Here is a 23374-nt window from a genome sequence, read left to right as displayed (position 1 = left end):
GGCGAAACCAAAGCAGCGGATTCTCCGCGGGCTCTGTTACAGAGCCTTGACACACGCCCGGCCCAGATGACGGTCATCCTTCAAAACCGAGCACTTCCACCGTCACCGTGCCCAGAGAATCGGTGACCGCGCCGGCGGCGGCGGACACGGCGCCGGCCGCGGCCGCATCGGCGGCGGCCTTGGTGGCGGTGCTGCCGGTAGCGGCGGCGCCGGCCAGGCTGCCGGACACGGCGGTACTGGTCACCGGCACACCGCTCGACACACCGCCGACCTGGATGTTGTCGGCGCCGACCACGCGCGGCGCGGCGATGGTCAGGTTGCCGGCCGAGCGAATACCTGCGTCTCCGGCGTTGACCTCGCCGTTGGGCGCGATCAGGTCCACGTCGCCCGGAACGATGTCCGGGCTCGACAGCAGCACACCAATGCCCGAGCCGCTGATCGAACGCGAGGTGTCGAGCACGAACTGGTCGCCACGCAGCACCAGCTGCGGCGCCGGCGTGGCACCGGCACTCTTGGCGCCGCGGCCGGCGTCGATGTTGCCGCGCGAGGACCACAGCAGGATGTCGCCGCCGCCGAGCGTGAACACGCGCGACTGGTTGACCAGGAAGTCACCGTCGGTAAAGGCGCGCACGCTGCCGCCGCGCACGGTGACGATGCCCAGCTCGCTGGCGCTCTTGTTGAAACCGGTCACGCTGGCCAGGCCGGCGTTCACCTGGCCGCCCGGCGCGATCAGGTCGATGCCGCCACCCTGTTCGGTGCGAATCTGGCTGAAGAACAGGTTGATGTCGCCGCGGTACGGCGATTGCTCGCTGCCGGCGCCCGGAAACAGCGCCGCGATGGCGTCGAAGCCGCGCCGGTAGCGCGCCGGGTCGTCGCCGCCTTCGGCCACGGCCCGGCGTCCGGCGGCACGCAATTCGCCAAACAGCACGTCGTGCAGCAAGGGTGCCTGGCGCTCGGTCGGCAGCGCGGCGAAGCGGGCGAAAGCGTCCTGCGCATCGGCCGGCTCGATGCCCAGAGCCCGCAGATACGCGAGCAGCCCGTCCTGGTATGGCGCCGCCAGCGCACTGGCCGGGTCCAGGTACAGGGCGGCGAACTCGCCATACGCCGGCGACTGGCCCAGACCGGCCATCACTAGCGCCGCGGCGCCCTCATCGGGCAGGAACGGATTGTTCAGATTGCCGCGCGTGACGATGCCACCGCCGGAGCCCAGATCCACATCATCGGCGGCCAGCACCTCCAGGCGGCCGGGGCCGCCCAGTTCCAGGCGGTTGCTGCTGCTACCCAGGGCGCCCAGTGCATTGCGCGGCGTGTCGTAGCGAATCTGGCCGCCGGCCACCACGCGCGTCACGTCGGTGGCTGCCAGGTGCTGGCCGAACAGCCACAGGTTGGCGATGTCGTCCCCCGCCTCCAGCAGCGCCGCCTTGGGCAGCACCAGGCTGACGGCGCCCGGCTGGCCGCGCAGCGCGCCGCCGGCCGCCAGCCGCGCCGGCTCCGCGTCGCCGGCATGCAGGGGCGGATTGCCGTGAGCCAGCACGCCCGACGGGGCCACCGACAGGCGATTGACCGAACCGAACACATTCGCCGGCAACGCTACCGATGGCAGGCTCGCCGGCAACAGGTCCGACATGGCGAGCGTGCCCAGCAGGCTCAGATCCCCTGCCGCCTGCAGAATCAGCGAGCCGGCCGGGGCCGGATACAGGACGGCATCGCCGAGCAGGTCGATCGAGCCCCGGAACGCCGCTGCGGCCAGGTTCGGCGGCAACATGCCCAGGGCGGCCTGGTCACTGGACGCGATGCCATGCGCCGGGTAACCCTGCAACACCGCCAGCCGATTCTGCGCGAAGCGCACATCGCCGGTCAGCGCCTGCACGTCCACACTGGCCTGCGCACCGTAGGTGAAGAAATAGTTTTTCTTGGTGTTCGCCACACCGCTGATATTGGCGCTGACCTGGCTCAGTACGGTGGGATTGGCCACCGCGTCCAGCGCCACCTCGCCACCGGCGGTCAGCGCCAGACGTGCGTCACCGAGCAAGGCCAGCGCGTTGACCGGCTGACCGCCCGCTGTACGTGCCGAGGCAATGTCGCCCCCGGCGCGCACCCGGCCCGAACCGGCGCCCAGGAACAGCAGCGCGCTGCCAATGTCGCCACCGGCGCGCAGGTCCAGATCGCCACCGCCCTGCAGCACCAGCTGCGCTGCATCCGGCACGCTGCCGGCGGCCGACGGCAGACGCGCGTTGGTCGGCAGCGACACGCCGAGGTTGCGCACATCACCGCCGGCGCGAATGTCGACATCGCCACCGCCGAGCGCGCCGACACCCTGCTTGAACTCGCCATAGCGCAGCCACCAGGCGGTGCGGTTGGCCGTTATCGCGCTGCCGTCGTCGGCATTCACGCGGCCCTGCCGAAACAGCCAGGCGGTCGGCAACTGGGCGGCCGGCGCCGCGTCGATATCGCGCCCGACGGCGATGCGCAGGTCGCCGCCGGCGGTCGGGAACTGGGCCAGCACGCCGCCGATGGTCGGTGCCGTGAAGTCGTCAACCGCCGGACCCACCTGACCGGCGGTGTAGATCACCGAGGTGTTGGCGTTCAGCTTCAGATTGCGGGCGGCGGCAAGCGCGATATCGCCGGTGCCGGTGCGCACCATCTTGTTGGCGGCAAGGGTAATGTCGCCGATGTCGTCGCCGGACGGCCGCACTGCCAATGGGTCGGCAGCGTCCAGGTCCGCCCCGGCGACCAGCCGGTACGACCACGACTCGCCGGCCTGCAGCACGCCGGCCGTCGTCGCCGTGCTGAAGCCATCGGACAGCGATCCGTTCAGCAGTACGTTACCGGCCGCACGCAAGGTCAGCAGGCCCGGCTCGCCGCCGGCACGCAGCGGCAGCAGCTGCCAGTCGCTGGCCAGGGTCAGGTTACCGCTGCTGCGCACCTCCACGCCCGGGCGCAGGTGGAACAGCGGATTGCCGCTCTGGCCCAGGCGGCTGGCGATGCTCGCCGCGCTGGTCATGAAAGCGGCGTTGTCAGCGGACAGGGTGGCCAGACTCAGCGCGCCGGCACCGCCGGTGTTGAGCGTGCTGATGTCCTCATAGCGGCGGACCGCTTCCACCACCGCCTCGCGGGCGCCATGAATGGCGCTACCCACGCTGCCAATCGCCACGTCTGTCGTGCCGACCCGCGGCGCGCGCAACAGCACCTGGCCACCCTGCGCGGCATTCGCCCCGGCGCCGGCCGACACGTCGATCACCGAACCTGCCACCAGATCGAGCCCGCTGTCGCTGCCCAGTTCCACCTGCCCGCCGCGACCGGCGCTGCCCGCGCCCGCCGCGTCGGTGGCGAAAGCGTCGATGACCGCGCCATCGGCCAGCACCAGGCTGTCATGTGCGTACAGCGCCACCCGGCCGCCCTTGCCGCCGCGCGCGTCGATGTGGCCGGCCACGGTCAGACCACCGCCGTCCACGGCCAGACCGAAGCGCTGCGTGGTGACGGTATCGCCGGCGCCGATCAGCACGTCGCCAGTGCGCACCCGCAGCTGCCGCTCCCCGGCGAACCCGCCGTTCTCCAGCGCCTGATTCAGTGCCGAAAAATCGCTCAGGCTGGCGACATCCACGCTCGCCTCGCCACCCTGCCCGCGCCGGCCGGCGCCATCCGCCGTGGCGCTGGCGAGCAGCTCGCCGGCCAGCGTCACCGTACCGGCCGGAGCGGACAGCTCCAGCCGGCCGGCATCGGCGCCGTCCCGGCCGCGCAGGTCGACCTGCGCGCCGGCCAGCACCATCACGTCGCCGGCATCGGCGCGCAGCACGACGCTGCCGGCCGGGCTGGCCCGCCCACCGGAACCGAAGGCCTGCCACACCGAGGCCGCATCCAGCACGCTGCCGGCCTCTAGGCTCACATCGCCGGCGGTGGCCGCCAGCGTGACCTGTCCCGACGGCAGCCGCAGCCGCCCGCCGTGCTGCATGCTGGCGCCGGTGAGGCCGATCCGCGCACCCACACCACCGGTCGGCGCGTCAGTCGGCGCTGCCAGCGCAGCCGTGCTCAACGCGCCGGTGGCCGTCACACCGTGGTCGGCGGCACCAGCCGCGCTCACCAAGCCCGCGCTAATGGCCAGATCGCCGGCGACGTCGAGCCGGCCGCGGCCGGTGAATTCGAGGCGCTCGTTGGCGACCAGTTCCAGGCGCTGCACGCCGGACACCTGCGTGCCCGCCACCATGCCATCGCCGGCTCGGCCACCGTCGGCCAGGATCAGCTGGTCGGCCAGCAGGCGCAGCGTGCCGTTCGACGCGACCGCCGCATCACCGCTGCCGGCGCTGGGGTTGCCGAGCGTGAGGCGACGCGCCTGCAGTTGCGCCAGTTCGCCGGCGCCCAGAAAGCCACGCAGGCTGCCGGTTTCCAGCGTCAGGCTTGCCAGCCCGGCGCCGCCCAGGTTCACCGCGCCGTAGACATCGAGCGTGCTGTAACTGCGCAGGGCCAGCGCGCCGGCACCGGCCAGGCCGGCCAGGCGGGCGGCATCCAGCAGCAGCCCCGGCGTGCCGACCGGCGCGGCGCCCAGACTCACGCTGCCAGCGGCGACCGCCAGCTCGCCACCGGCAGCCAGCCGCAGGTCACCACCGAGCGTGTTGTTGCGCGTGGCGTCAAGTTCTATCGAGCCGTTCGCTGCCAACTGCGCGCCGGCTTCGATGACCAGGTCACCGCGATCGCGGTTCACGTTGACACGCACGGTGCGCGCCGTCGGCTGGGCGGCCAGGCGCAGCAGGGCACCGTCGCCATCGCCGTCGGCGCCGATTTCGAGTGCGCGTCCCGGCGCTGCGCCGGCGCCGGCCTGCAGCTGGCTGCCGCTGCGCACGCTCACCTGTTGCCGGGCGGCGACGATCAGATCCGGCGCACTCAACACCGCCCCGCCCGTATCGACCACCACGTCCTGCGCCACCACGGTCAGCGCATCGACAGCGCCGTCCTGCCGGCGCGTGCCGCCCAGCAGCAGGCTGGCCACGCCCAGCGACGAGAGGTGCCCGGCATCCAGCGTCACGTAATCGGCGCCCGGTGCCAGCGCGCCCCCGCCGAGCACGGCCAGGCGCGGCGCGGCGATGTCCAGCGCGCCCCCACGACCACCGGCCGCGGCGGCCGTGAGCAGATTGCCGGCCAGGATCAAGTCCTCACGGGCGGCGATGGACACGCGACCGGCATCGGCCACCTGCCCGCCGCCGCTGTGGGCAAAGAACTCACTGGCACGCAACGGCGCATATTCGGCGCGGCGAGCCAGCACAGCCCCCGACTGCACGTTATAGATACTGCTTCGCGCAGCCGCCAGCGGGCCGCTGGCAAGCTCGCGGGCCTCGCGCCCGGCCACCAGATAGTCGCCCAATGGCAGGCCAAGCTGGAACGTGTCCGACACATCCGCCACGGCGGTGGTCGGCGTGACCAGGAACGCCCCCGGCAGCAGCGCGTAGCGGGCCGGCAACTTGCTGTAAAAACCGGCCGCCAGACCCGGTACGCCGCCCAACCACACCAGCTCACCCGGCGCGAACTGGCCCTCGCTGGCGATCTGGTGATCGAACGGCGCCGCGCCGGCACCAAGACCCGGCAGCACGGCAAAGCCGCCGGCCACGTTGGCAGGCGCCAGGACGTCGCGCGAACCGCCCGGTCCGGGCAGGAACTCGTGCGCCAGCAGATCGCCGCCGCCGCGCACGTCGAGCCGGGCGCCGGCGGCGATGTCGACGGTGCTGCCGTCAAGGCTGATGGCCTTGTCCGGCAGCGTGTCGAACAGCAGCAAATTGGCATCGCCGGCCAGGGCGTAGGCCCAGTCGCGGCCGCCCAGCTCGGTGCGCCCGAACGGCACCAGCAAGCCGGCGCCGGACACGCTGCTGAGGCTGCCATCGCGCAGGTGGATGTCGTCACCGACCAGGGACAAGGTGCCGAAGGGCGCCCGCAGCGTGCCCGCCTGATCGATGCGCGGCGCCGCCAGGGTCAGTTCGCCGGCCGCGGACAGCGGCTGCGTGGCCGATGCCGGCGCTGCTGCGATCGAAATCTGCCGGTCGGCCTCGATGCGGAAGCGGCTGAGCGTGGTCGGGTAAACCTGCGCCGCCCGCACCGACACCTCGCCCGCACCGTGCAGACGGCCGTTCAGCTCCCGGCTGCTGGAGCCGGCCAGCACACCGCGCAGGCGCAGGTCGCCGGCACTGTCCAGGCGCAGCGTATCGATGCCCTGCAGGGCGACCTCGCCGGCCAGGTCGATCAGGTCGGCGCGCAGTTCGAGGTCGGCATCGCCGGACGCGGCTGCCCGCGGCGCCTGCAGGCTGCCAGGATTCGCCACCTGAATGGACTGGCCGGCCAACAAAACCTGCGTGCCGGCGCTGGCACCCAATTCCGGCGCCGACAGCGTCAACCGACCGGACAGGCGCAGGTCCAGATCGGTGGTGAAGTCGATGCGGTCGCGGCTGGCCAGCGTCAGATCGGCAAAGCCGCCGGCCGCAACCTGCGTCGCGCCCAAGCGCAGCACGCCGTTGTCCGGAACATCCTCTCCGGGAGCGAGTCCGACCGGCAGTTCCGGCACGGCGCTGCCCAGTTCCAGGCGCACCGGGCCGGTGGGGAAGCCAACGTTGCTGACCGGCGGACGCTCCAGCACCACCGTCAGGCTGCCGCCGGCCGCACCGGGTGCAGCGGTGCCGCGCAGCTCACCGGCCAGGATGCCGCCCTCGCGGGCGGTGATGGCGATCCGGCCGCCGCCGCTGGCGATGACCGTCGGCACCACGGCCGCGTCATCGGTCGCCGTCGTGCCGGGCACCTTGACGTCACGCGTGCGATCGGCGAGCTGGATGTCCAGCACGGCGCTAGTGCCGGACACGTCGATCAGCGAACCGGCCTCGGCGATCACATATCCCTTGCCGGCGTCCAGGCTGACGCTGCCGCCCGGCAGAACCTGGCCACGGCGCAGGCCCTGGGCATCGGGCAGCAGCTCAGCGTAGCCGGTGGCGCGCAGCGCCGCGGCAGCGCCAAGCCAGATGGATTGACCGAAATGATAGGCATCGTCCGGGCCACCGCCAGGCTGGGTGGACAGTGCAATGCTGCCGGCCGGCGCGTTGATCTGCCCCAGCACGGTCAACTGCCGGCCGGCGCTCAGAGCAACCGCCGCGCCGGGGTCGGCGTCGATCACGCTGCCGGCGCCCAGGCGCAGGTCGCCAAACGCGAGGCTGCCGGCCGCAAGACTCAGGTCCGCCGCCGGGCGCTGCGGCAGGTCTTCCAGCAGCGGCGTGGTCAGGTCCGCCAGGGACCGCCCGGTCGGCAACAAAGTCAGTTCGCCCAGCGGGCGCAAGGTCTGCGTACGCGGCGCGATGCGCGTGCCGTCGGCCACATCCAGGCCGTCCTGGCCGTTCACCTGGTAGGCGCCGAAGCCGCCGCGCTGGAAAAATTCCGGCATCAGGTGCAGCACGCGCTGTTCGCCCGGCGCCGCGCCGCCGATCTGCACCCTGGAGGCCGATACCTGCAGCCGCCCGCCACCGGTCAGGCCGTGGCCCAGCAATGCGCCGTCCAGGAGCATGCTGCTGGTCTGCGGATCGTTGTCGCCCAGGTTGAAACGGCCCACCGACAGCGTGATGTCGCCGCCACGGCCGCCGCGCAGCGCGCCGTCGCGGTCCAGTTCGCCGCCGCCGCTCACGTCCACCACACTGCCGGCGTGCAGGCGCAGATCGGCGACCGCATCGAGCGTGACCGAGCCGGCATCGGCGGCCAGCTGGTCGGCCGGCGCGCCCAGTCGATCGTTGCTCCACAGCCCGGCCGCCGACAGGCGCACGCCGCCGGCCACCTCCAGCGCGTGATCGGCGGCGGTCAGGTCGGTCGAGCCGGCCGTGCGCCGCGTCTGCAGGCGGATGCTGCCGGCCGGCACGCTGATGTCGGCCGCCACCTGCAGGCTGCGGCCGGTCAGGCGCAGCGAGCCGCCGGGCGCCAGCGACACCGGCTCGTTCACCTCGATGCTGCCGTTCACGTAGGCTTCGAGCGTGCCGAAACCGCCCGCCGCCAGGCGCTGCGGGTCCAGCACCAGCCGCTGCGCAGCGCCGGCCGGCAACGGTGTCAGGGCGTCGGGCAACCCGAAGGTGAAGCCGTCATCCAGCGCCGGTGGCGCTGCCAGCAGCGCCAGGTCCGGCAGCATGAAATTGGGGCTCGCGCCGCTCGCTTCGGCATTGCCCAGAATCAGCCGGCCTGCGGCCGGCCGGTCGGCCACGGCGCGCTGGCGCGGCCCAAGAACCACCTGGCCGCGCAGGTCGCCGTCCAGCACCGCCCGGTGCGCCAGCACGCTGATCGACCCGGCCGGCCGGCCCTGCGCATAGGCCGCCTCGTAGCGACCGGGCAGGGTGTTGTACTCGCGTGTCACGCCCCACTTGGGGTCGGTCATCGCGTAGCGGCCGGCGATCGCCAGGTAGCGCCGATCCGGGCTGGCGACACTGATGTCGTACAGGCGGCCATCCTCGCCCACCAGCAGCGTGGTGCCGATGACGCCGCCCTGCCAGAGCACCGACCCGCCGGACACGTCCAGCACCGCGCCACTGCGCACGATCACGTCGCCCTCGGAGCGCAGCGTGATGTCGCCGCCGGAGGTGCTGCGCTCGGCTATGCCACGTTCGATGCCGGCCAGCGCGCCCGAAGCGTCGGCGAGCCCGGTGCCGACGCGGGCGTCGACGAACACGGTCTTGTTGCGCAGCAAGCCGTCGCGCTGCAGGGGCGAATCCTTCAGTTCGTCGCCGCGCAGCTCGACGCCGACCACGTTGCGCTCCACCGGCACCGGCACCTCGCGCAGGCCGGACACGTCCACCCGCGCACCGGCGTCGATCTGCACGCGCACGTCCTCGCGCGCCGCGCCATCGGCCACGAACTGCGCGCCGCGCTGGGCGCTGATGCTCACGTTGCCACCGGGCGCCAGCACCTGCGCGCCGCCTTGCAGATGCACGGTGCGGCCCGCCAGCTCGATGCTGGACGCGGCGAACGGTGCATCGTCGCGCGCAGTGGCCGAATCGTCGACAGGGGTGACGGCGGTGACACTGCCGCTACCCAGCGTAAGCGCCCCGCCATTGTTGGCCACCAGCGTGTCGCCGCTGGCCGTGGCGCCGTCGCGCGCCAACAGGCGCACCGAGCCGTTCAGTCCCACCGCGCTGGTGGCGCTGGCCTCGCCGTCCTGACGCACCGTGGAGCCGACCAGCGTCACATTGCCGCGGTCGGCGTGCACGCGCGCCCCGAGCGCGTTGACTACGCTGCCGCCGCCGGCAGTGGCGTGCGGGTCCACTTCCACCAGAAAACCGCGCAGTTGCGAGGACTGCGGCAGGGCCAGATACACCTTGTCGCCGCCGGCCAGCACCGCCTGGCCCTGCGGCGTGCTGATGCTGCCGGCATTGCGCACCCGCGGCGCCAGCAACATCACCCGGCCACCATTGGCGGCGCTGATCTGCGCACCGGCCTCGACCGCCACCTCGCTGCTGGCAAAGGCCTCGGCGTCGCCGCCGAAGGAAAACGCCGCCTGACCGAGCGGCACGCTGAGCAGGCCGGCGTTGAAGGTGTCCTGCGAGATGCCCAGCGCCGAGGCCACCAGCCCGCCGACGTTCACCTGCGCACCCCGGTCGAACAGGATGCCGTTGGCGTTGATCAGGTACACCTCGCCGTTGGCGGTGAGCTGGCCCTGGATGACCGACGGGTTGGCGTCGTGGATGCGATTGAGCGCCGCCGCGGTGGAGTTCGGCTGATCGAAGCGCACCTTGGCATCGGCCGAGAGGTTGAACGACTGCCAGTCCAGCACCGCCCGCTGCGACTGCTGGGTGATGGTCATGTTGGCGCCGCTGACCGCGCGGCTGGCCGCGCCGCTGGCCACCCAGGCGGCGGCCGGCACCGGCAGCGTGCCGGCCGGCAGCGACGGCGCCGCCCACAGCAGGCTGTGCTGCAGGGTGGCGGAAATGGCCAGCGCGGTGGCGAGCAGCCGCCGCGGGGCCGGCCAGAAAGGAGATCCGCTCTGGGAGGGGCTCTCCTGAAGATTCGCGGCGGGGGCGCCGCTCCCACCGGGGGACCGCTCCCACAGGATTTTTTCCCTGTGGGAGGCCCGCCCTCGGGCCGAATCGCCACCCCGTGGGAGGCCCGCCCCCGGGCCGAATGGCTGGTCTGGAGATTCGCGGCGGGGGCGCCGCTCCCACAGCGGATCTTTGCCTGTGGGAGGCCCGCCCTCGGGCCGAATCCGCGACTTCGGTAAGCGCTCGGTCATGGCCACCTCAGAACGCATAGTCCAGGGCGAACAGCCAGCGCCAGTCGCCGGCCTGCGTGGTGGAGGCGTCGGTCAGCGGCAGGGCGAAATCCACCGCCGTGCTCAGCTGCTTGCGCAGCTTCAGGCGCAGGCCGACACCCGCGCTGGCCAGTTGCAGGCGATCGTCCTGCCCGGGCAGGGCATCCACCGTCCACAGACGCGCCCCCTCGACGAAACTGAGCGCGATCAGTTCGTCGATGCCCGGCACGCCACCGATCGGCCGCGACAGCTCGATGCCGCCGCGCACGCCCCGGTCGCCCAGTTCCTCGGCCTCCAGATAGCCGCGCACGGTGTCGGCACCGCCGGCGGCGTACTGTTCGTTGCTGATCAGCGGCGCGTCGGCAAGCTGGCCGTCGATGCTCAGGTTCAGGCCGAAGCCGCCCGGCAGGCGCCGCTGCCGCTCGATGCCGGTGTTCAGGTAAACGAAATTGGGCTTGGCATTGAAGCGCTTGTCGGCAAATTCGGCCTCGTCGTTGCCCAGCAGGCCGCGCGGCGCGAAATGCAGGGCCACGGTGCCCTGCCAGAAACCGGGCTCGTCGCGACGGGTGGCGCTGTACTCGGCCAGGAACGGCGTGTAGCCGATGGGCGTGTTGACGGCGTCGGCGCCCAGCAGGTTCAGCGTCTCGTCGAACTTCTTGTAATCCACGCCCAGCGTCAGGGAGTGCCAGAAACTGGCGTCGCCGCCCAGCGGCAGCGCCCAGCGGGCGCCGAAGATGTCGCCGTTGCCGATCACGCCGACGCCGCCCAGCGCCGCCACGTCGCTTTCGGAGTGCACCGCGTACAGCGCCAGCACGCGCCGGTCGCCGCCGAAGGGCAGCCTGTAGGTGGCAACGAATACGGTGGCATCGGCCGGGCTCTGCGGGGCGGTGATCCAGGTCAGGCCGGCGCCGTGCTCGCGCTGCCACAGGTTGTCGTAGCGCAGGCTGACGGTGCTGCGCAGGCGCTCGGTGTTGGCCGAGTAGCGGTCGTTCAGCGACAGCGTGCCGTGCAGCGGCGAGCGGTCCTTGACCTTGAGTTCCACTTCCACCTCGTCCTCGCTGCGGCCCTCGCGCAGCACCTGGAAGAACTCGCGGTCCGGATTGCCGCGCAGGCGATCCAGCTGCTGCTGCACGGTCGGGAAATGCGGCACCGTGCCCTCGGCCAGTGCCGGCACGGCGGCCTTCATGCGCTCCGGCGAGAAATAGCGCGCGCCGCTGACGCGCAAGCGGCCGACCGGCCGTTCCACCACCTCGATCTGCACCACGCCGCCACGCACTTCCTGCTGCGGCAGATTGACCGCCACGGTGCGGTAACCGGCCTCGGCGTAGGCCTCCTCCAGCGCGCCGCGCACCGCATCCACGTCCTCGAAACTGCGGTCCGGGCCCAGGAACGGGTACACCACCTTTTCGATGGTGGTCTGTGGCAGCAGCGAATTGCCGTTCACCCGGTACTCCCACACGTCGAAGCGCGCCGGCGCCTCGGCGGCCCGGGCCAGCGCACAAACACCCAGCAGCGACGCGCCAAGAACACGTCGTATCGATTTGCTCGCCAAGGGGCCGTCCACAGCAAAAGGTCGGAAACACGACACCGCCGGCGCCAGGCACGCCCTCGGGGAGTCGGAAGTCTGGCGGCGGGGCGTTACAGCAACATTTCAGTTTTGCGACAAGTTCAATCCAGCGTGGGAGGCCCGCCCTCGGGCCGAATGATTGGCTGGAGGATTCGCGGCGAGGGCGCCGCTCCCACAATCCAAGTGGCCTGAAGATTTGGCCACCCTGTGGGAGGCCCGCCCCCGGGCCGAATGATTGGCTGGAGGATTCGCGGCGGGGGCGCCGCTCCCACGATTCGCTGTTTGTGGGAGGCCCGCCCTCGGGCCGAATGGGTGGTCTGGAGATTCGCGGCGGGGCGCCGCTCCCACGAAGGCGCCGCTCCCACAGAGCCGACTGATACCCACCACGCCAGACAAAAAAACCCCGGGGATGTCGCCATCCCCGGGGTTTGCTCAGGTCAGCCGGCCTTGCGCCGGCCTTGCGGTGCGTTTGCTCAGAAAGACTTCTGCAGCGGCGCGCAGGTGTTGCCGTAGTGAGTCGCCTTGGCGACGTTGGTGTCCAAAGTCGGGTCGTAGTTGATCGGCAGCGCGATGGTGGCTTCCTTCGGGCCGGCCGCCAGCGTGTTCAGCACGGTCGGGTCGCCGATCAGCTCGACGAACTCGTCGGCCACGTCTTTCTTGAGGCCGCCCAGGGCCGGCACGGCGTTGACCGTCGTGTTGCGGTACTGGAACGACAGCTCGACGGCGAAGTCGTAACGCCCTTCGCGGTGGTTGGCCTTGACCGGCGCGATGCCGCACTCGAGCTGATTGGCATTGCTGCAGACAAACGTGCCGATGCCGGTCAGTTTGCCGGCGCCATCCAAGGCGCGGAACGACCAGCCGTTCTCGCTGCCCAGGCTGTCCAGCGACAACACGCCGATGGCCTTGGTGGCCGATGCCTTGCTGAACTGGACCCTGTAGACCTTGCCGTCGTCGCCGGTGAACTGGTGATCCGTACCGGACTGGGCCCGCGCCAGGCAGTCGCGCACGTTACCCGATGAGGGATTCTCCACCACCGTGTAGCCCGCGCTCGGATCGATCAGGATCGGGTCAGCCGCGGTCCCGGCATGGGCGCCGTTGTAACCGGCGCTGTCCACCATGCGCGCCGGCTCCGTGCTGGCGGAGGTGCCGTGCAGGCCGTCTTTGGCGCAGGGGAAGTTGTTGAAGAACCAGTTGTAGCTGGCCTGCGTGCCGGAGCCCTGCACGCGGCGGCACACCGCCACCGCGCCGGTGGTGCTGCCGTCGGCCACCTGGCTCCAGTCGCCGATGAGACCGGACAGCATGGCGCCGTACTCGGCGTGGCTGATCGGCAGCGTGTCGGGCACGGCGTTGGTGGCGACGATACCCATCATCAGCGAGTTGGCGCCGAACTGGGTGCCGGCGAACACGGTCGCTTGCTCCGGGTCGAGCTGCGTGGCACCGAATTCGACGTTCAGCGGACCCTTGAACATGTTCGGCTCGACGTCCGACACGCCAAAATCCGGTATCCGGTTGTTGGCATCGACGGCAAGATCGTTACCCACCTGCGGGCAGCGGTACTTGCCGGCGTCCAGCACGCAGGAGGCGGCATCGATCTTCATGGTGGCGATGGCCTCGGCGCGCGCCACCGGGTTCACGCCCCACACCGAGCCGCCCTTGGCGCGGTTGACCAGCAGCACCTTCTTGCCGTGCAGGCTGGTCTTGATGCTGGGGTCGTTCTTCACCACGCCATAGTAGGCGCGGTAGCTCTTGCCATCGTCGCTGGTGGTGCCGAGCGCCGGCGTGCCGCCGTTGTCGTAGTAGACGAAGTAGTCGGTGCCTTCGGTCCCGACGAACATCTTCTTGGCGATTTCGCCCAGCAGGTTCTGCGGCGCCGAGGCACCGGACAGGTAGATGTCGACGTCCGGTGCCTCGAACGCGGTCAGCGCCAGCGCCTGGCCGGCGGACAGGCTCAGCGCCGCGGCACAGGCCGCCGCCAGCGGATTCAGTTTGAACAGGGTCATTGCAAGGACTCCATTGAATGAAATGTCGAGAAAGTCAGGGAAACGAACATTGCGTCCGAGGATTCGCCTTCCTGTGGAAGGCTCGCCCTCGTGGGAGGCCCGCCTTCGGGCCGAACAGGTGGCTCACCCGGATTCGCGGCGAGGGCGCCGCTCCCACAGGGGTTCCGCTCCCACAGGAGAGCTCCCCGTGGGAGGCCCGCCCTCGGGCCGAATGAGTGGCTACGAAGATTCGCGGCGAGGGCGCCGCCCCCACAGGGGAATCGATCCCCCGTGGGAGGCCCGCCCGCGGGCCGAAGCTTCGGACACCACCAACCGCTCAGGCCGTCAAGCGCCGCTCAGGCCAGCGCCCGGCTGCGGCGGCGCGCCACGGCACCGGCACCCAGCAGGCCCAGGCCCAGCAGCGCCCAGGTCTCGGCTTCCGGCACGGCGGCGAAGGTCAGGGTGCCGTTGCTGGCCAGGGTCCAGATCGCCGGCGCCGTCGCGGCCCCGAAGAACTGCGTGGCGCTGATCTTGCCGCTCGCACCGCCGGCATTCGACAAAGACCAGAAGTTGAGCCCCTCGCCCAGCGCGCCGGCGTTGTTGAAGTTGCCGTTACCGCCGAAAGAGGTATTCCAACCGGCGCCGCCGGCGTAGGCAAAGTCGTTACCCAGACTATCGCCGACCACCTCGATGTTCGACCCATTGTCCGTGGTCATGTGCGGGGCCAGCGTGTTGACCTGCGACACGTAGCCATTGAATGCACCCAACATGTTGTTCATCTGGGTGCCGTTCAGCAGCTCGATGGTGGACTCCCCGACAGTGGACCGCGCGGTGATCAGCACCTTGCGGGTATTGGCCAGAGTGCCAGTCCCGTCACCGCCCACCACGTTCCACAGCACCCTGCCCAGGCTGCCGAAGGCGGACGAGTCGGCCAGGAACTGCGTCAGCAGGGCGTCGGCGGCAAAGCTCATCACCAGCGCGCCGCTGTTGGAGATGATGCCGCTTTGCGAGCTCACGCCGGTCGGCGTCAGCGTGCCCTGGAGAAAGCCCAGATCCAGGGTGTAGGAGGTGTTGCGCGCCGCATCCCATACCGACAGCACCATCTCGCTGTCGCCGCTGGGAGAGGAGGGCACGATGCTGGCCGAAGCCTGGCCCGCGCCCAGCGCCAGCGCCACCGCGCCGGCCAGGGCCGTCAATTTCAATTTCGTCTGCATGGTCGATACTCCCTCGCAAGGAAAAATGAGACCGGCGACATGCCGGCCGCTTGAGCGAACGGAGAGTGCATCCAGGGGCCGCTTTGGCAACCCGGCCGTCTTGGTGGCCTCAGGCGAGGGCAACAAGATCCGTGGCTTTCCGGCCCCGCCTCGCGACGGGTGTGGCATTTGTCCCGCGGCGGCCCGAAGACCCCCACGCGCCGCCCGGACCTCCGGGCGACTGAGGGCACAGTAGTGGCCGAAAGTTACGTGGCGCTTACCGTTTGATGACAGTTCTCGGGTGGCGATGCGGCCCGGGGGCGGGCCTGCCAGATCGGCTGTGGGAGCGGTAGCTATGTGGGGGCGGCGCCCTCGTGGGAGCGGCGCCCTCGCCGCGAATCGTGGTGGTTCACCGCAACCCAATAAAGGCAAGGCCCTCACGTCGCTGCGCTCCTCAGGGCGACGGGGGTGAGGGGCTCCCCGCGGGCGACGCCCTCGCCGCGAATCCGCCGCATTAGTCAGAAGATTCGGCCCGGGGGCGGGCCTCCCACATCGCCACATCGTGGGAGCGGCGCCCTCGCCGCGAATCCTGGTGGCGCCGCAACCCAATAAAGGCAAGGCCCTCACGTCGCTGCGCTCCTCAGGGCGACGGGGGTTGGGGGGCTCCCCGCGTGCGGCGCCCTCGCCGCGAATCTTCGTCGCCACTCATTCGGCCCGAGGGCGGGCCTCCCACAGGGGCGATTCGGCCCGGGGGCGGGCCTCCCACAAGTGGATTCGCGCCGTGCCGGCAGGCCAGGTCGAGGCGCAGACCTTCAGCGCGCCGCCAGCGTCGGCAAGATGAGGTCGAGGTCGCCGGGGGCGTTCAGGCCCTCGCGCACGCGAACGCCGCTGGCGTTGCGCAGCACCAACGCCGGGGTGCCGCCGGCGCCGGCCCGTTCCATCAGCTTCAGGTTGGCGGCCAGGCGCGCGTCCTGCGCCTGCTGCGTGGCGCTGTCCGGCGTTGCCGTCAGCGGTGCGCGAAATTCCTGCATCAGCGCATCGAAGCGTGCCGCGGGGTCGGCATCGGCCAGCACCGCCGCCGCCTTGGGGGCCGAGTCGGCGCCCAGAATCGCCACCGGCACCCAGCGCACGGTGAGCCGCTCGCGGTAGTCGGCAAGCCAGGTCCAGGTCTGGTGGCAGTAGGGACAGCTCAGATCAACGAACACGTAGATGACCGGTGCCGCCGGGTTGCTGCCGACTTCGACGTAGGCGCTCTGGGCCAGATCCGCCCACAGCGTGCCGTAGTCCGGACCCGGGGTGTGCAGCTCGGCGTCGCGTGCGCTCAGGTTGCCGCCCCGGGCATCCGTGAGCAGGCCCGAGACCAGCGTCTGCCCGTCGGCGGTGGAGTACACGATGCCGCCGCGTTCATCCCGCTTGATGACCCAGCCGCGCAGCCCGGACGGACCGGCAAAATCGTTCAGCACGGTCACGCCTTGCGTGCGCAGGAACTCCACCACCGGCGGACTGGCCGGCTGCGGCGGCGCGTCGGCCACGGGCTGCGACGGGCGGGCACAGGCGGCGAGCGACAGGACGGCGGCGATGGCCACCACGGGACGGTTCATGAAGGCTCCAGGTCGGCACGGATCGGCCGGGCAGAATGCCGCCCGCGCATGACTGGCGCGTGACGCGATCCGCGCCTGCGGGGAACCCGCGCGGCGCGCGCCCGGGCGGCGGGGAACAGCGAGTTGGTGGCTGTTCGGCCCGAGGGCGGGCCTCCTAAACCTGCTGTGGGAGCGGCGCCCTCGCCGCGAATCTTCAGCTCACCCCTTCGGCCCGGGGGCGGGCCTCCCACGGAGACTGAACCGACGGCTGCATGTGCCGGATAATGCCCGGCCACCCCGCGCAGGAGTTTCGCCATGCTCGAACAAAGAACCGCCATCGTCACGGGTGCCGGCACCGGCATCGGCCGGGCCATTGCCGCCCGCCTGCATGCCGAGGGCGCCCGCGTGGTGCTGGCCGGCCGGCGCCGCGACAAGCTGGAAGAAACCGCCGGTCTGCTGGGCGATCGCACGCTGGTGGTGCCGACCGACGTGACCGTGCCGGCGCAGGTGCAGGCGCTGGCCGAGGCGGCGGCCGGATTCGGCGACGGGCGTATCGACATCCTGGTCAACAACGCCGGCGTGATGCGCTTTGCCGCGCTGGGCCAGGCCGATGAGGCGCACTGGCAGGAGATGATGGACGTCAACTGCTGGGGCCCCAGGCGGCTGATGGCGGCGGTGCTGCCGGCCATGCGCGTCGCCGGCGGCAGCATCGTCAACATCGCCTCCATCGCCGGGGAACACGCCTTTCCGGGCGCCGGTGCTTATGGCGCCGCCAAGCGCGCGCTGCGCCACCTCTCGCAGGTGCTGGCGATGGAAGAAGCCGGCCACGGCATTCGCGTGAACGTGATCTGCCCCGGCGTGGTGCAGGACACGGACCTGCTGCAGGGCGCCGTGCCGCCGGACAAGCAGGCGCAGTTCCTGGACACCTTCGCCAAGCTGCACCCGCTGGGCCGCAACGGCCGTCCGGACGACGTGGCCGACGCGGTGCTGTTCTTCGCCTCCGACCTGAGCCGCTGGATTACCGGCGCGGTGCTGCCACTCGACGGCGGGCGGCACCTGGCCACCAACCGGCCGAAGCTGGACTAGTTTTTTGCCGCATGCCGGGCGTGGGGTTCACGCGTCTCCCCGCGCGCTGACGTGAAACACGCTTGCTGACGCCGCGCCGGATAGTGGCCCGACCGGCTGCGCGAACCCCCCGTCACACGCCGCGCAGCAACTCGTTGATGCCGACCTTGGCGCGGGTTTGCAGGTCCACCTGTTTGACGATGACGGCGCAGTACAGGCTGTGGCTGCCGTCGGCGGCCGGCAGGTTGCCGGGCACTACCACCGCGCCGGCCGGCACGCGGCCGTAGCTGATCTGGCCGGTTTCGCGGTTGTAGATCTTGGTGCTCTGGCCGATGAACACGCCCATCGACAGCACTGCGCCGCGCTCCACCACCACGCCTTCGACCACTTCCGAGCGGGCGCCGATGAAGCAATCGTCCTCGATGATGGTCGGCGCCGCCTGCAGCGGCTCGAGCACGCCGCCGATGCCGACGCCGCCGGACAGGTGCACGTTCTTGCCGATCTGCGCGCAGGAGCCGACCGTGGCCCAGGTGTCGACCATGCTGCCGCTGTCCACGTAGGCGCCGATGTTGACGTAGCTTGGCATCAGCACCACGCCGGGGGCGATGTAGGCGCCACGGCGCACGGTGGCCGGCGGCACCACGCGCGCGCCCTGGGCGGCGAAGTCGGGGGCCCCGAAGTTCGCAAACTTGGTCGGCACCTTGTCGAAAAAGCGCCCGTAGCCGCCGTCCATGACGGCGTTGTCGGCAATCCGGAACGACAGCAGCACGGCCTTTTTCAGCCACTCGTTGACGCGCCAGCCGCCGGCGGTCGGCTCGGCCACGCGCGCCGTGCCGGCATCCAGCAGCGCCAGGGCCTGCTGCACCGCGTCGCGCACGGTGGCGGTTACGTTGACGGGGGTGATTTCAGCGCGCGCCTCGAAGGCGGCTTCGAGGGTGTCGATCAGGTCCTGCATGGGGTTTCCGTTGCGTCGGGTTGGGGGGAGTCAGTCGTTCAGCGCGGCCGCCAGACGCGTCATGGCCTGCGCACAGGCGGCCTCGTCGGCCACCAGCGCCAGGCGCACGTGTCCTGCACCGGGATTCACGCCGCCGTCGGCGCGGGCCAGATAGCTGCCCGGCAGCACGCGCAGGTGATGGTCCGCATACAGGCTGCGGGTGAAGGCCGGATCGTCACCGCCCGGCACCGGCAGCCACAGGCAAAAGCCGCCCTGCGGCAGCGCCACCCGGGCACCGAGCGCTTGCACCGCGGCGGCCAGCTTGCGCCGATAGATGGCGCGACTGGCCGCCACGTGCGCCTCGTCGCGCCAGGCGGCGGCACTGGCCGCCTGCACATATTCCGGCAGCGCGCAGCCGTGGTAGGTGCGGTACAGCAGGAAGCGTTCGATCAGCCGTGCGTCGCCGGCCACGAAGCCGGAGCGCAGCCCCGGCACGCTGGAGCGTTTGGACAGGCTCTGGAACACCAGGCAGCGGTCGAAGCCGTCCAGGCCCAGCGCCCGGCAGGCGGCCAGGATGCCCGCCGGCGGGGCCGCGTCGTCGGGGTAGATTTCCGAATAGCACTCGTCGGAGGCGATGACGAAGTCATGCCGCTGCGCCAGCTCGACCAGATGCTCGAGCTGATCCAGCGTCAGCACGCGCCCGGTCGGGTTGTGTGGCGAGCAGATGTACAGCAGCTGCACGTCGCGCCAGACGGCCGGCGGCACGGCGTCGAAATCCGGCTGGTAGCCGGCAGCGGCGGCACAGGGGATGTACAGCGGCCGGGCGCCGGCCAGCAAGGCCGCGCCCTCGTAGATCTGATAGAAGGGATTGGGCATCGCCACCCGCGCGCCGGGTGCGCGGTCGACCACGCACTGGGCAATGGCAAACAGTGCCTCGCGCGTGCCGCTCGCCGGCAGCACCTGGCGCGCCGGATCGACGGCGCCTTCGGGCAGGCCGTGACGGCGCACCAGCCAGCCTGCGATGGCGGCCCGCAGCTCATCCGAGCCGGCCGTCTTCGGGTACCGCCCCAGGCCGTCCAGGTTGTCGATCAGCGCGCTGCGCACCAGCGCCGGCGGCGCGTGGCGCGGCTCGCCGATGGACAGGTCGATCAGCGGCAGGCCGCCGCCGTGCCGGACATCGGCCAGCAGGCCGCGCAGGCGCTCGAACGGGTACGGCTGCAGGTCGGCGAAACCGGGATTCATGGCGATACCCGCAGCCCCGCTCAGGCGGGCGTGGCCGGTTCGCCGTCCAGGCGGCGCGCCAGCTGTTCGCGCAGATGATCCAGGCGCGCCGCGTCGGTGACGGCATGACCCGTGGCGTCGGTGACGAAAAAGGCATCCTCGGCGCGCTCGCCGTAGGTGTTGACACGGGCGTTCTGCAACACCAGATCGCTCTCGGCAAAGGCCTGCGCCACCTGCGACAGCAGGCCGGGGCGGTCCTTGGTGATCAGCTCGATCACCGTGCGATCGCGCCCAAGGTCGGTGGCAAACGACACCTCGGTGGCCACCCGGAACGCCCTGTGCTGGCGGCTGACGCGCCGGCCGCCCGAATGCAGCGACAGCGGGTCTTCGAGCAGGGCCTCGCGCAGGGCGGCCCGGATGTCGCGGCGCCGGGACGGGTCCGACACCGGCTCGCCGTTCAGATCCGACACCAGGAAGGTGTCCAGCGCGTAGCCGTCGCGGCTGGTGTAGATGCGCGCATCGACGATGTCCAGCCCGAGCCGGTCCAGGGTCGAGGTGATGGCGGCAAACAGGTACTTGCGATCGCGCGTGTAGACCATCACGCCGGTGCTGCCGCGGTCCGGGAAATCGCGCGTGGCCACCACCGTCGGCGCCTCACCGCGCGCGCGCAGGATGTGCTTGGCATGCCAGGCAATCTCCTCGGCCGCGAAGCGCAGGAAATAGTCGTCGTCCAGGCGATCCCAGAATCGCGCGCACTGGCGCGGGTCCACCTGCTCGGCCGGCAGCAGCGCCGCGGCCTGGGCGCGGACGTCCGCCGCCTGCTCGCGGGCGTCGATGGGGCTGCCCAGACCCCGCCGCAGGGCGCGCCGGGTGGCCAGATACAGCGCCGACAGCAGCGAGCCCTTCCAGGAATTCCACACCGTCGGTCCGGTGCCGCGCATGTCGGCCACCGTCAGCAGGTACAGATAATCCAGGTGCACCTGGTCGCCGACGGTGACCGCAAAGGCGCGGATCACCTCCGGGTCGCCGATGTCCTGCCGCTGCGAGACCTTGCTCATCAGCAGGTGGTGGCGCACCAGCCAGGTCACCAGGCGGCTGTCGAGTTCGGACAGCCGGTGCAGGCGGCAGAACGCGTAGGCCTCGTGACCGCCCAGCTCCGAATGATCCCCGCCGCGGCCCTTGGCAATGTCGTGAAACAGCGCCGCCAGGTACAGCAGCTCCGGTTTCGGGATGTTCTGGAACACCTCATAACCGAGCTCCAGGGCACCGATTTTCTCGTCCGGGAAGGCATAGCTGCGCGTGTTGCGCAGCACGAACAGGCTGTGTTCGTCGACCGTGTAGACGTGAAACAGGTCGTGCTGCATCTGTCCCACCACGCGCCCGAAGGCCGGGATGTAGCGTGCCAGCACGCCGTAGCGGTGCATGCGCTGCAGCTCGTGGCCGATGCCGTGCGGCTGGCGGATGATTTCCATGAACAGGCTGGTGCAGCGTATGTCGGCCCGAAACGCATCGTCGATCAGGTACAGATGCTTGCGGATCAGGCGCACGGTGTCGGCGCGCACGCCGCGCACGTGCTTTCCGTGCTGCTGCAGCAGCAGGAAGATCTCCAGCAGTGCGAACGGATAGCGATTGAACACGCGCTCGTTGCGCGCCTCGATGAAGTCCTTGCGAATCTGGAAGCGACTGCTCAGCGGCACCGCGCGGTCGCTGCGCCGGGCCAGCAGGATTTCCTCCTCGAAGTGCGCCAGCAGCATTTCGTTCAGCCGCGACAGGCCCTTGACCGTGCGGTAGTAACGCTTCATGAACTGCTCGACGGCCAGCGTCTGGTCGCCGTCCTGGTAGCCGAAACGCTGCGCCAGCTCGCGCTGCTGGTCGAACAGCAGATGGTCGTGCTTGCGACCGGTCAGCAGGTGCAGGCCGTTTCGTACCTGCGACAGGAACTCCTGGCCCTCGACCAGCAACTGGTACTCGTCCGGCTCCAGAAAGCCGTGATCGACCAGCTCGTGCAGGGTGCGGGCGCCGAAGTGGCGCTTGGCCACCCAGCCGATGGTGTGGATGTCGCGCAGGCCGCCAGGGCTTTCCTTGACGTTCGGTTCGAGCTTGTAGGCGGTGGCGTCGAACTTGTCGTAACGAGCCTGCTGTTCGGCCAGCTTGGCGGCAAAGAACTTGCGCGTCGGCCAGGTCTGGCCGGGGCCGGTGCGCCGGCCAAGCTGCTCGAACAGGGCCGCGTCGCCGGCCAGCAGCCGCGCCTCGATCAGGGCCGTAGCGATGGTCACGTCGCGCCGGCCCTCTTCCACGCACTGACGGACGCTGCGCACGCTGGCGCCGATGTCCAGGCCCGTGTCGTACAGGAAGGTGACGAAGCCGCTGATGGCGCCCGACACGCGGCTGATGTCGCCGGCCCGCCCGGCCAGGACCAGGATGTCGACGTCGGAGCAGGCGTGCAGCTCGCCGCGGCCGTAGCCGCCCACTGCCACCAGCGCCAGGCGCCGGGCGCCGGGCACATTCGCCATCTGCGTCGCCCAGATACGCTGCAGCAGCAGGTCCACGAAGGCGGTGCGCGCCTGCACGATGGGCGTGCCGGCCGGCTGCCGGTCGTAGTGAGCGCGCAGGCCGTCGGTGAACTGCTGGCGCAGATGCCGGCAGGTGGCGGCAGTGACGCCCAGTTCATCCAGGGCGCGCCCGACCTCGGCCGCGTCAAACAGCGGCGTGGTCGCAGCCGGCGGCGGTGCGTTCAAGATGGCGTCTCGCCCTCGCGCAGGGTCAGCACCTCGACCCCGCTGTCGGTCACCAGCACCATGTGTTCCCACTGCGCCGACAGGCTGTGGTCCTTGGTCACCACCGTCCAGCCGTCGGCCAGCAACTTCACATGCCGCTTGCCGGCGTTCAGCATCGGCTCGATGGTGAACACCATGCCCGGCTCGAGCACCAGGCCGGTGCCCGGAATGCCGTAGTGGAGCACCTGCGGCTCCTCGTGGAACTGGCGCCCGATACCGTGCCCGCAGTACTCGCGCACGATCGAGTAATTGCGCGCCTCGGCGTGGCTCTGGATGGCGTGCCCAAGATCCCCCAGGCGCATGCCCGGCCGGACCATGCCGATGCCGACCCACAGCGCCTCATAGCTGGTCTCGCACAGTCTGCGCGCCTGGATGGTCGGCTCGCCCACATAGAACATGGCGCTGGTGTCGCCGTGGTAGTCGTCCTTGATGACGGTGACATCGATGTTGACGATGTCGCCGCGCTTGAGCGGCTTGTCGTTCGGGATGCCGTGACACACGACGTGGTTGACCGAGGTGCAGATCGATTTCGGAAAGCCGTGATAGCCCAGCGGCGCCGAGGTACAACCCAGCACCTGGGTCGTGTACTGCTCGCAGATGTCGTTCAGCGCGTCGGTGCTGATGCCGGGGCGCACGTGCTCGCCGATCATGCCGAGCAGCTGCGCGGCCAGGCGGCCGGCCACGCGCAGGGCGTCGATTTCTTGAGGGGTTTTGATGGAAACGGTCATGGGCATCGGCAAGCGTCGCCGGCCGGAGCGGCGGCGGGTAAAGGTTTTGAAATGTAGCAGCCGGCGTGCACGCCGGTAAACCGG

Annotated in this window: 11 protein-coding genes and 1 riboswitch; of the genes, 2 read left to right on the top strand and 9 right to left on the bottom strand. The window is 70.7% G+C overall.

Features of this window, described 5'->3' with window-relative positions; genetic code table 11:
* Positions 1-73: 73 nt before the first annotated feature.
* A complete protein-coding gene (locus PG2T_RS13940; RefSeq protein ID WP_068806807.1) occupies positions 74-9802 on the bottom strand; it encodes a filamentous haemagglutinin family protein in 9729 nt (3242 codons plus the stop codon).
* Here PG2T_RS13940 and PG2T_RS16285 point away from each other — a divergent pair.
* On the top strand, positions 9801-10001 hold the full coding sequence (locus PG2T_RS16285; RefSeq protein ID WP_068806803.1) for a hypothetical protein: 201 nt from the start codon (positions 9801-9803) through the stop codon (positions 9999-10001). The two genes, PG2T_RS13940 and PG2T_RS16285, sit on opposite strands and share 2 nt — an antisense overlap.
* 234 nt (positions 10002-10235) lie before the next feature.
* On the opposite strand, the gene PG2T_RS13930 is transcribed toward PG2T_RS16285, so the two are convergent.
* The 4 genes from PG2T_RS13930 to dsbG all read right to left on the bottom strand — a co-directional run bounded on the left by PG2T_RS13930 (position 10236) and on the right by dsbG (position 16586).
* The gene (locus PG2T_RS13930; protein WP_068808430.1) at positions 10236-11798 is read right to left on the bottom strand and encodes a ShlB/FhaC/HecB family hemolysin secretion/activation protein; all 1563 of its coding nucleotides are present in this window, start codon (positions 11796-11798) and stop codon (positions 10236-10238) included.
* Positions 11799-12286: 488 nt separating this feature from the next.
* Positions 12287-13813 (bottom strand): hypothetical protein, encoded by a 1527-nt coding sequence (locus PG2T_RS13925; protein ID WP_068806800.1) that lies wholly within the window; start codon positions 13811-13813, stop codon positions 12287-12289.
* Between the two features lie 335 nt (positions 13814-14148).
* Entirely contained in the window at positions 14149-15006 is an 858-nt protein-coding gene (locus tag PG2T_RS13920; protein WP_068806798.1) for a PEP-CTERM sorting domain-containing protein, read from the bottom strand.
* 82 nt (positions 15007-15088) lie between these two features.
* Positions 15089-15182, bottom strand: a riboswitch (cyclic di-GMP riboswitch).
* A gap of 615 nt (positions 15183-15797) precedes the next feature.
* Positions 15798-16586: a thiol:disulfide interchange protein DsbG gene (gene dsbG / locus PG2T_RS13915; protein WP_068806795.1), complete on the bottom strand. Its 789-nt coding sequence runs from the start codon at positions 16584-16586 to the stop codon at positions 15798-15800.
* A 294-nt stretch (positions 16587-16880) separates the two neighbouring features.
* Between dsbG and PG2T_RS13910 the strand changes: the two genes are divergently transcribed.
* On the top strand, positions 16881-17651 hold the full coding sequence (locus PG2T_RS13910; protein ID WP_068806792.1) for an SDR family NAD(P)-dependent oxidoreductase: 771 nt from the start codon (positions 16881-16883) through the stop codon (positions 17649-17651).
* A 112-nt stretch (positions 17652-17763) separates the two neighbouring features.
* Here the strand turns inward: PG2T_RS13910 and dapD are convergent, their stop codons facing one another.
* The 4 genes from dapD to map are packed head-to-tail and all read right to left on the bottom strand — an operon-like array spanning position 17764 to position 23290.
* Positions 17764-18585: a 2,3,4,5-tetrahydropyridine-2,6-dicarboxylate N-succinyltransferase gene (gene dapD, locus PG2T_RS13905; RefSeq protein WP_068806788.1), complete on the bottom strand. Its 822-nt coding sequence runs from the start codon at positions 18583-18585 to the stop codon at positions 17764-17766.
* Positions 18586-18615: 30 nt separating this feature from the next.
* Entirely contained in the window at positions 18616-19806 is a 1191-nt protein-coding gene (gene dapC, locus PG2T_RS13900) for a succinyldiaminopimelate transaminase (RefSeq protein ID WP_068806785.1), read from the bottom strand.
* Between the two features lie 20 nt (positions 19807-19826).
* Positions 19827-22523 (bottom strand): [protein-PII] uridylyltransferase, encoded by a 2697-nt coding sequence (gene glnD, locus PG2T_RS13895; protein WP_068806782.1) that lies wholly within the window; start codon positions 22521-22523, stop codon positions 19827-19829.
* Complete coding sequence (gene map, locus PG2T_RS13890; protein ID WP_068808427.1) at positions 22520-23290, bottom strand: type I methionyl aminopeptidase; 771 nt, start codon at positions 23288-23290, stop codon at positions 22520-22522. The genes glnD and map overlap by 4 nt, the downstream gene beginning before the upstream one ends.
* Between the last annotated feature and the right edge of the window lie 84 nt (positions 23291-23374).

Source organism: Immundisolibacter cernigliae, assembly GCF_001697225.1.
Taxonomy (GTDB): Bacteria; Pseudomonadota; Gammaproteobacteria; order Immundisolibacterales; family Immundisolibacteraceae; genus Immundisolibacter; species Immundisolibacter cernigliae.
The sequence above is the reverse complement of the archived record's forward strand: the minus strand, read 5'-3'. Positions and strand labels throughout refer to the sequence as shown.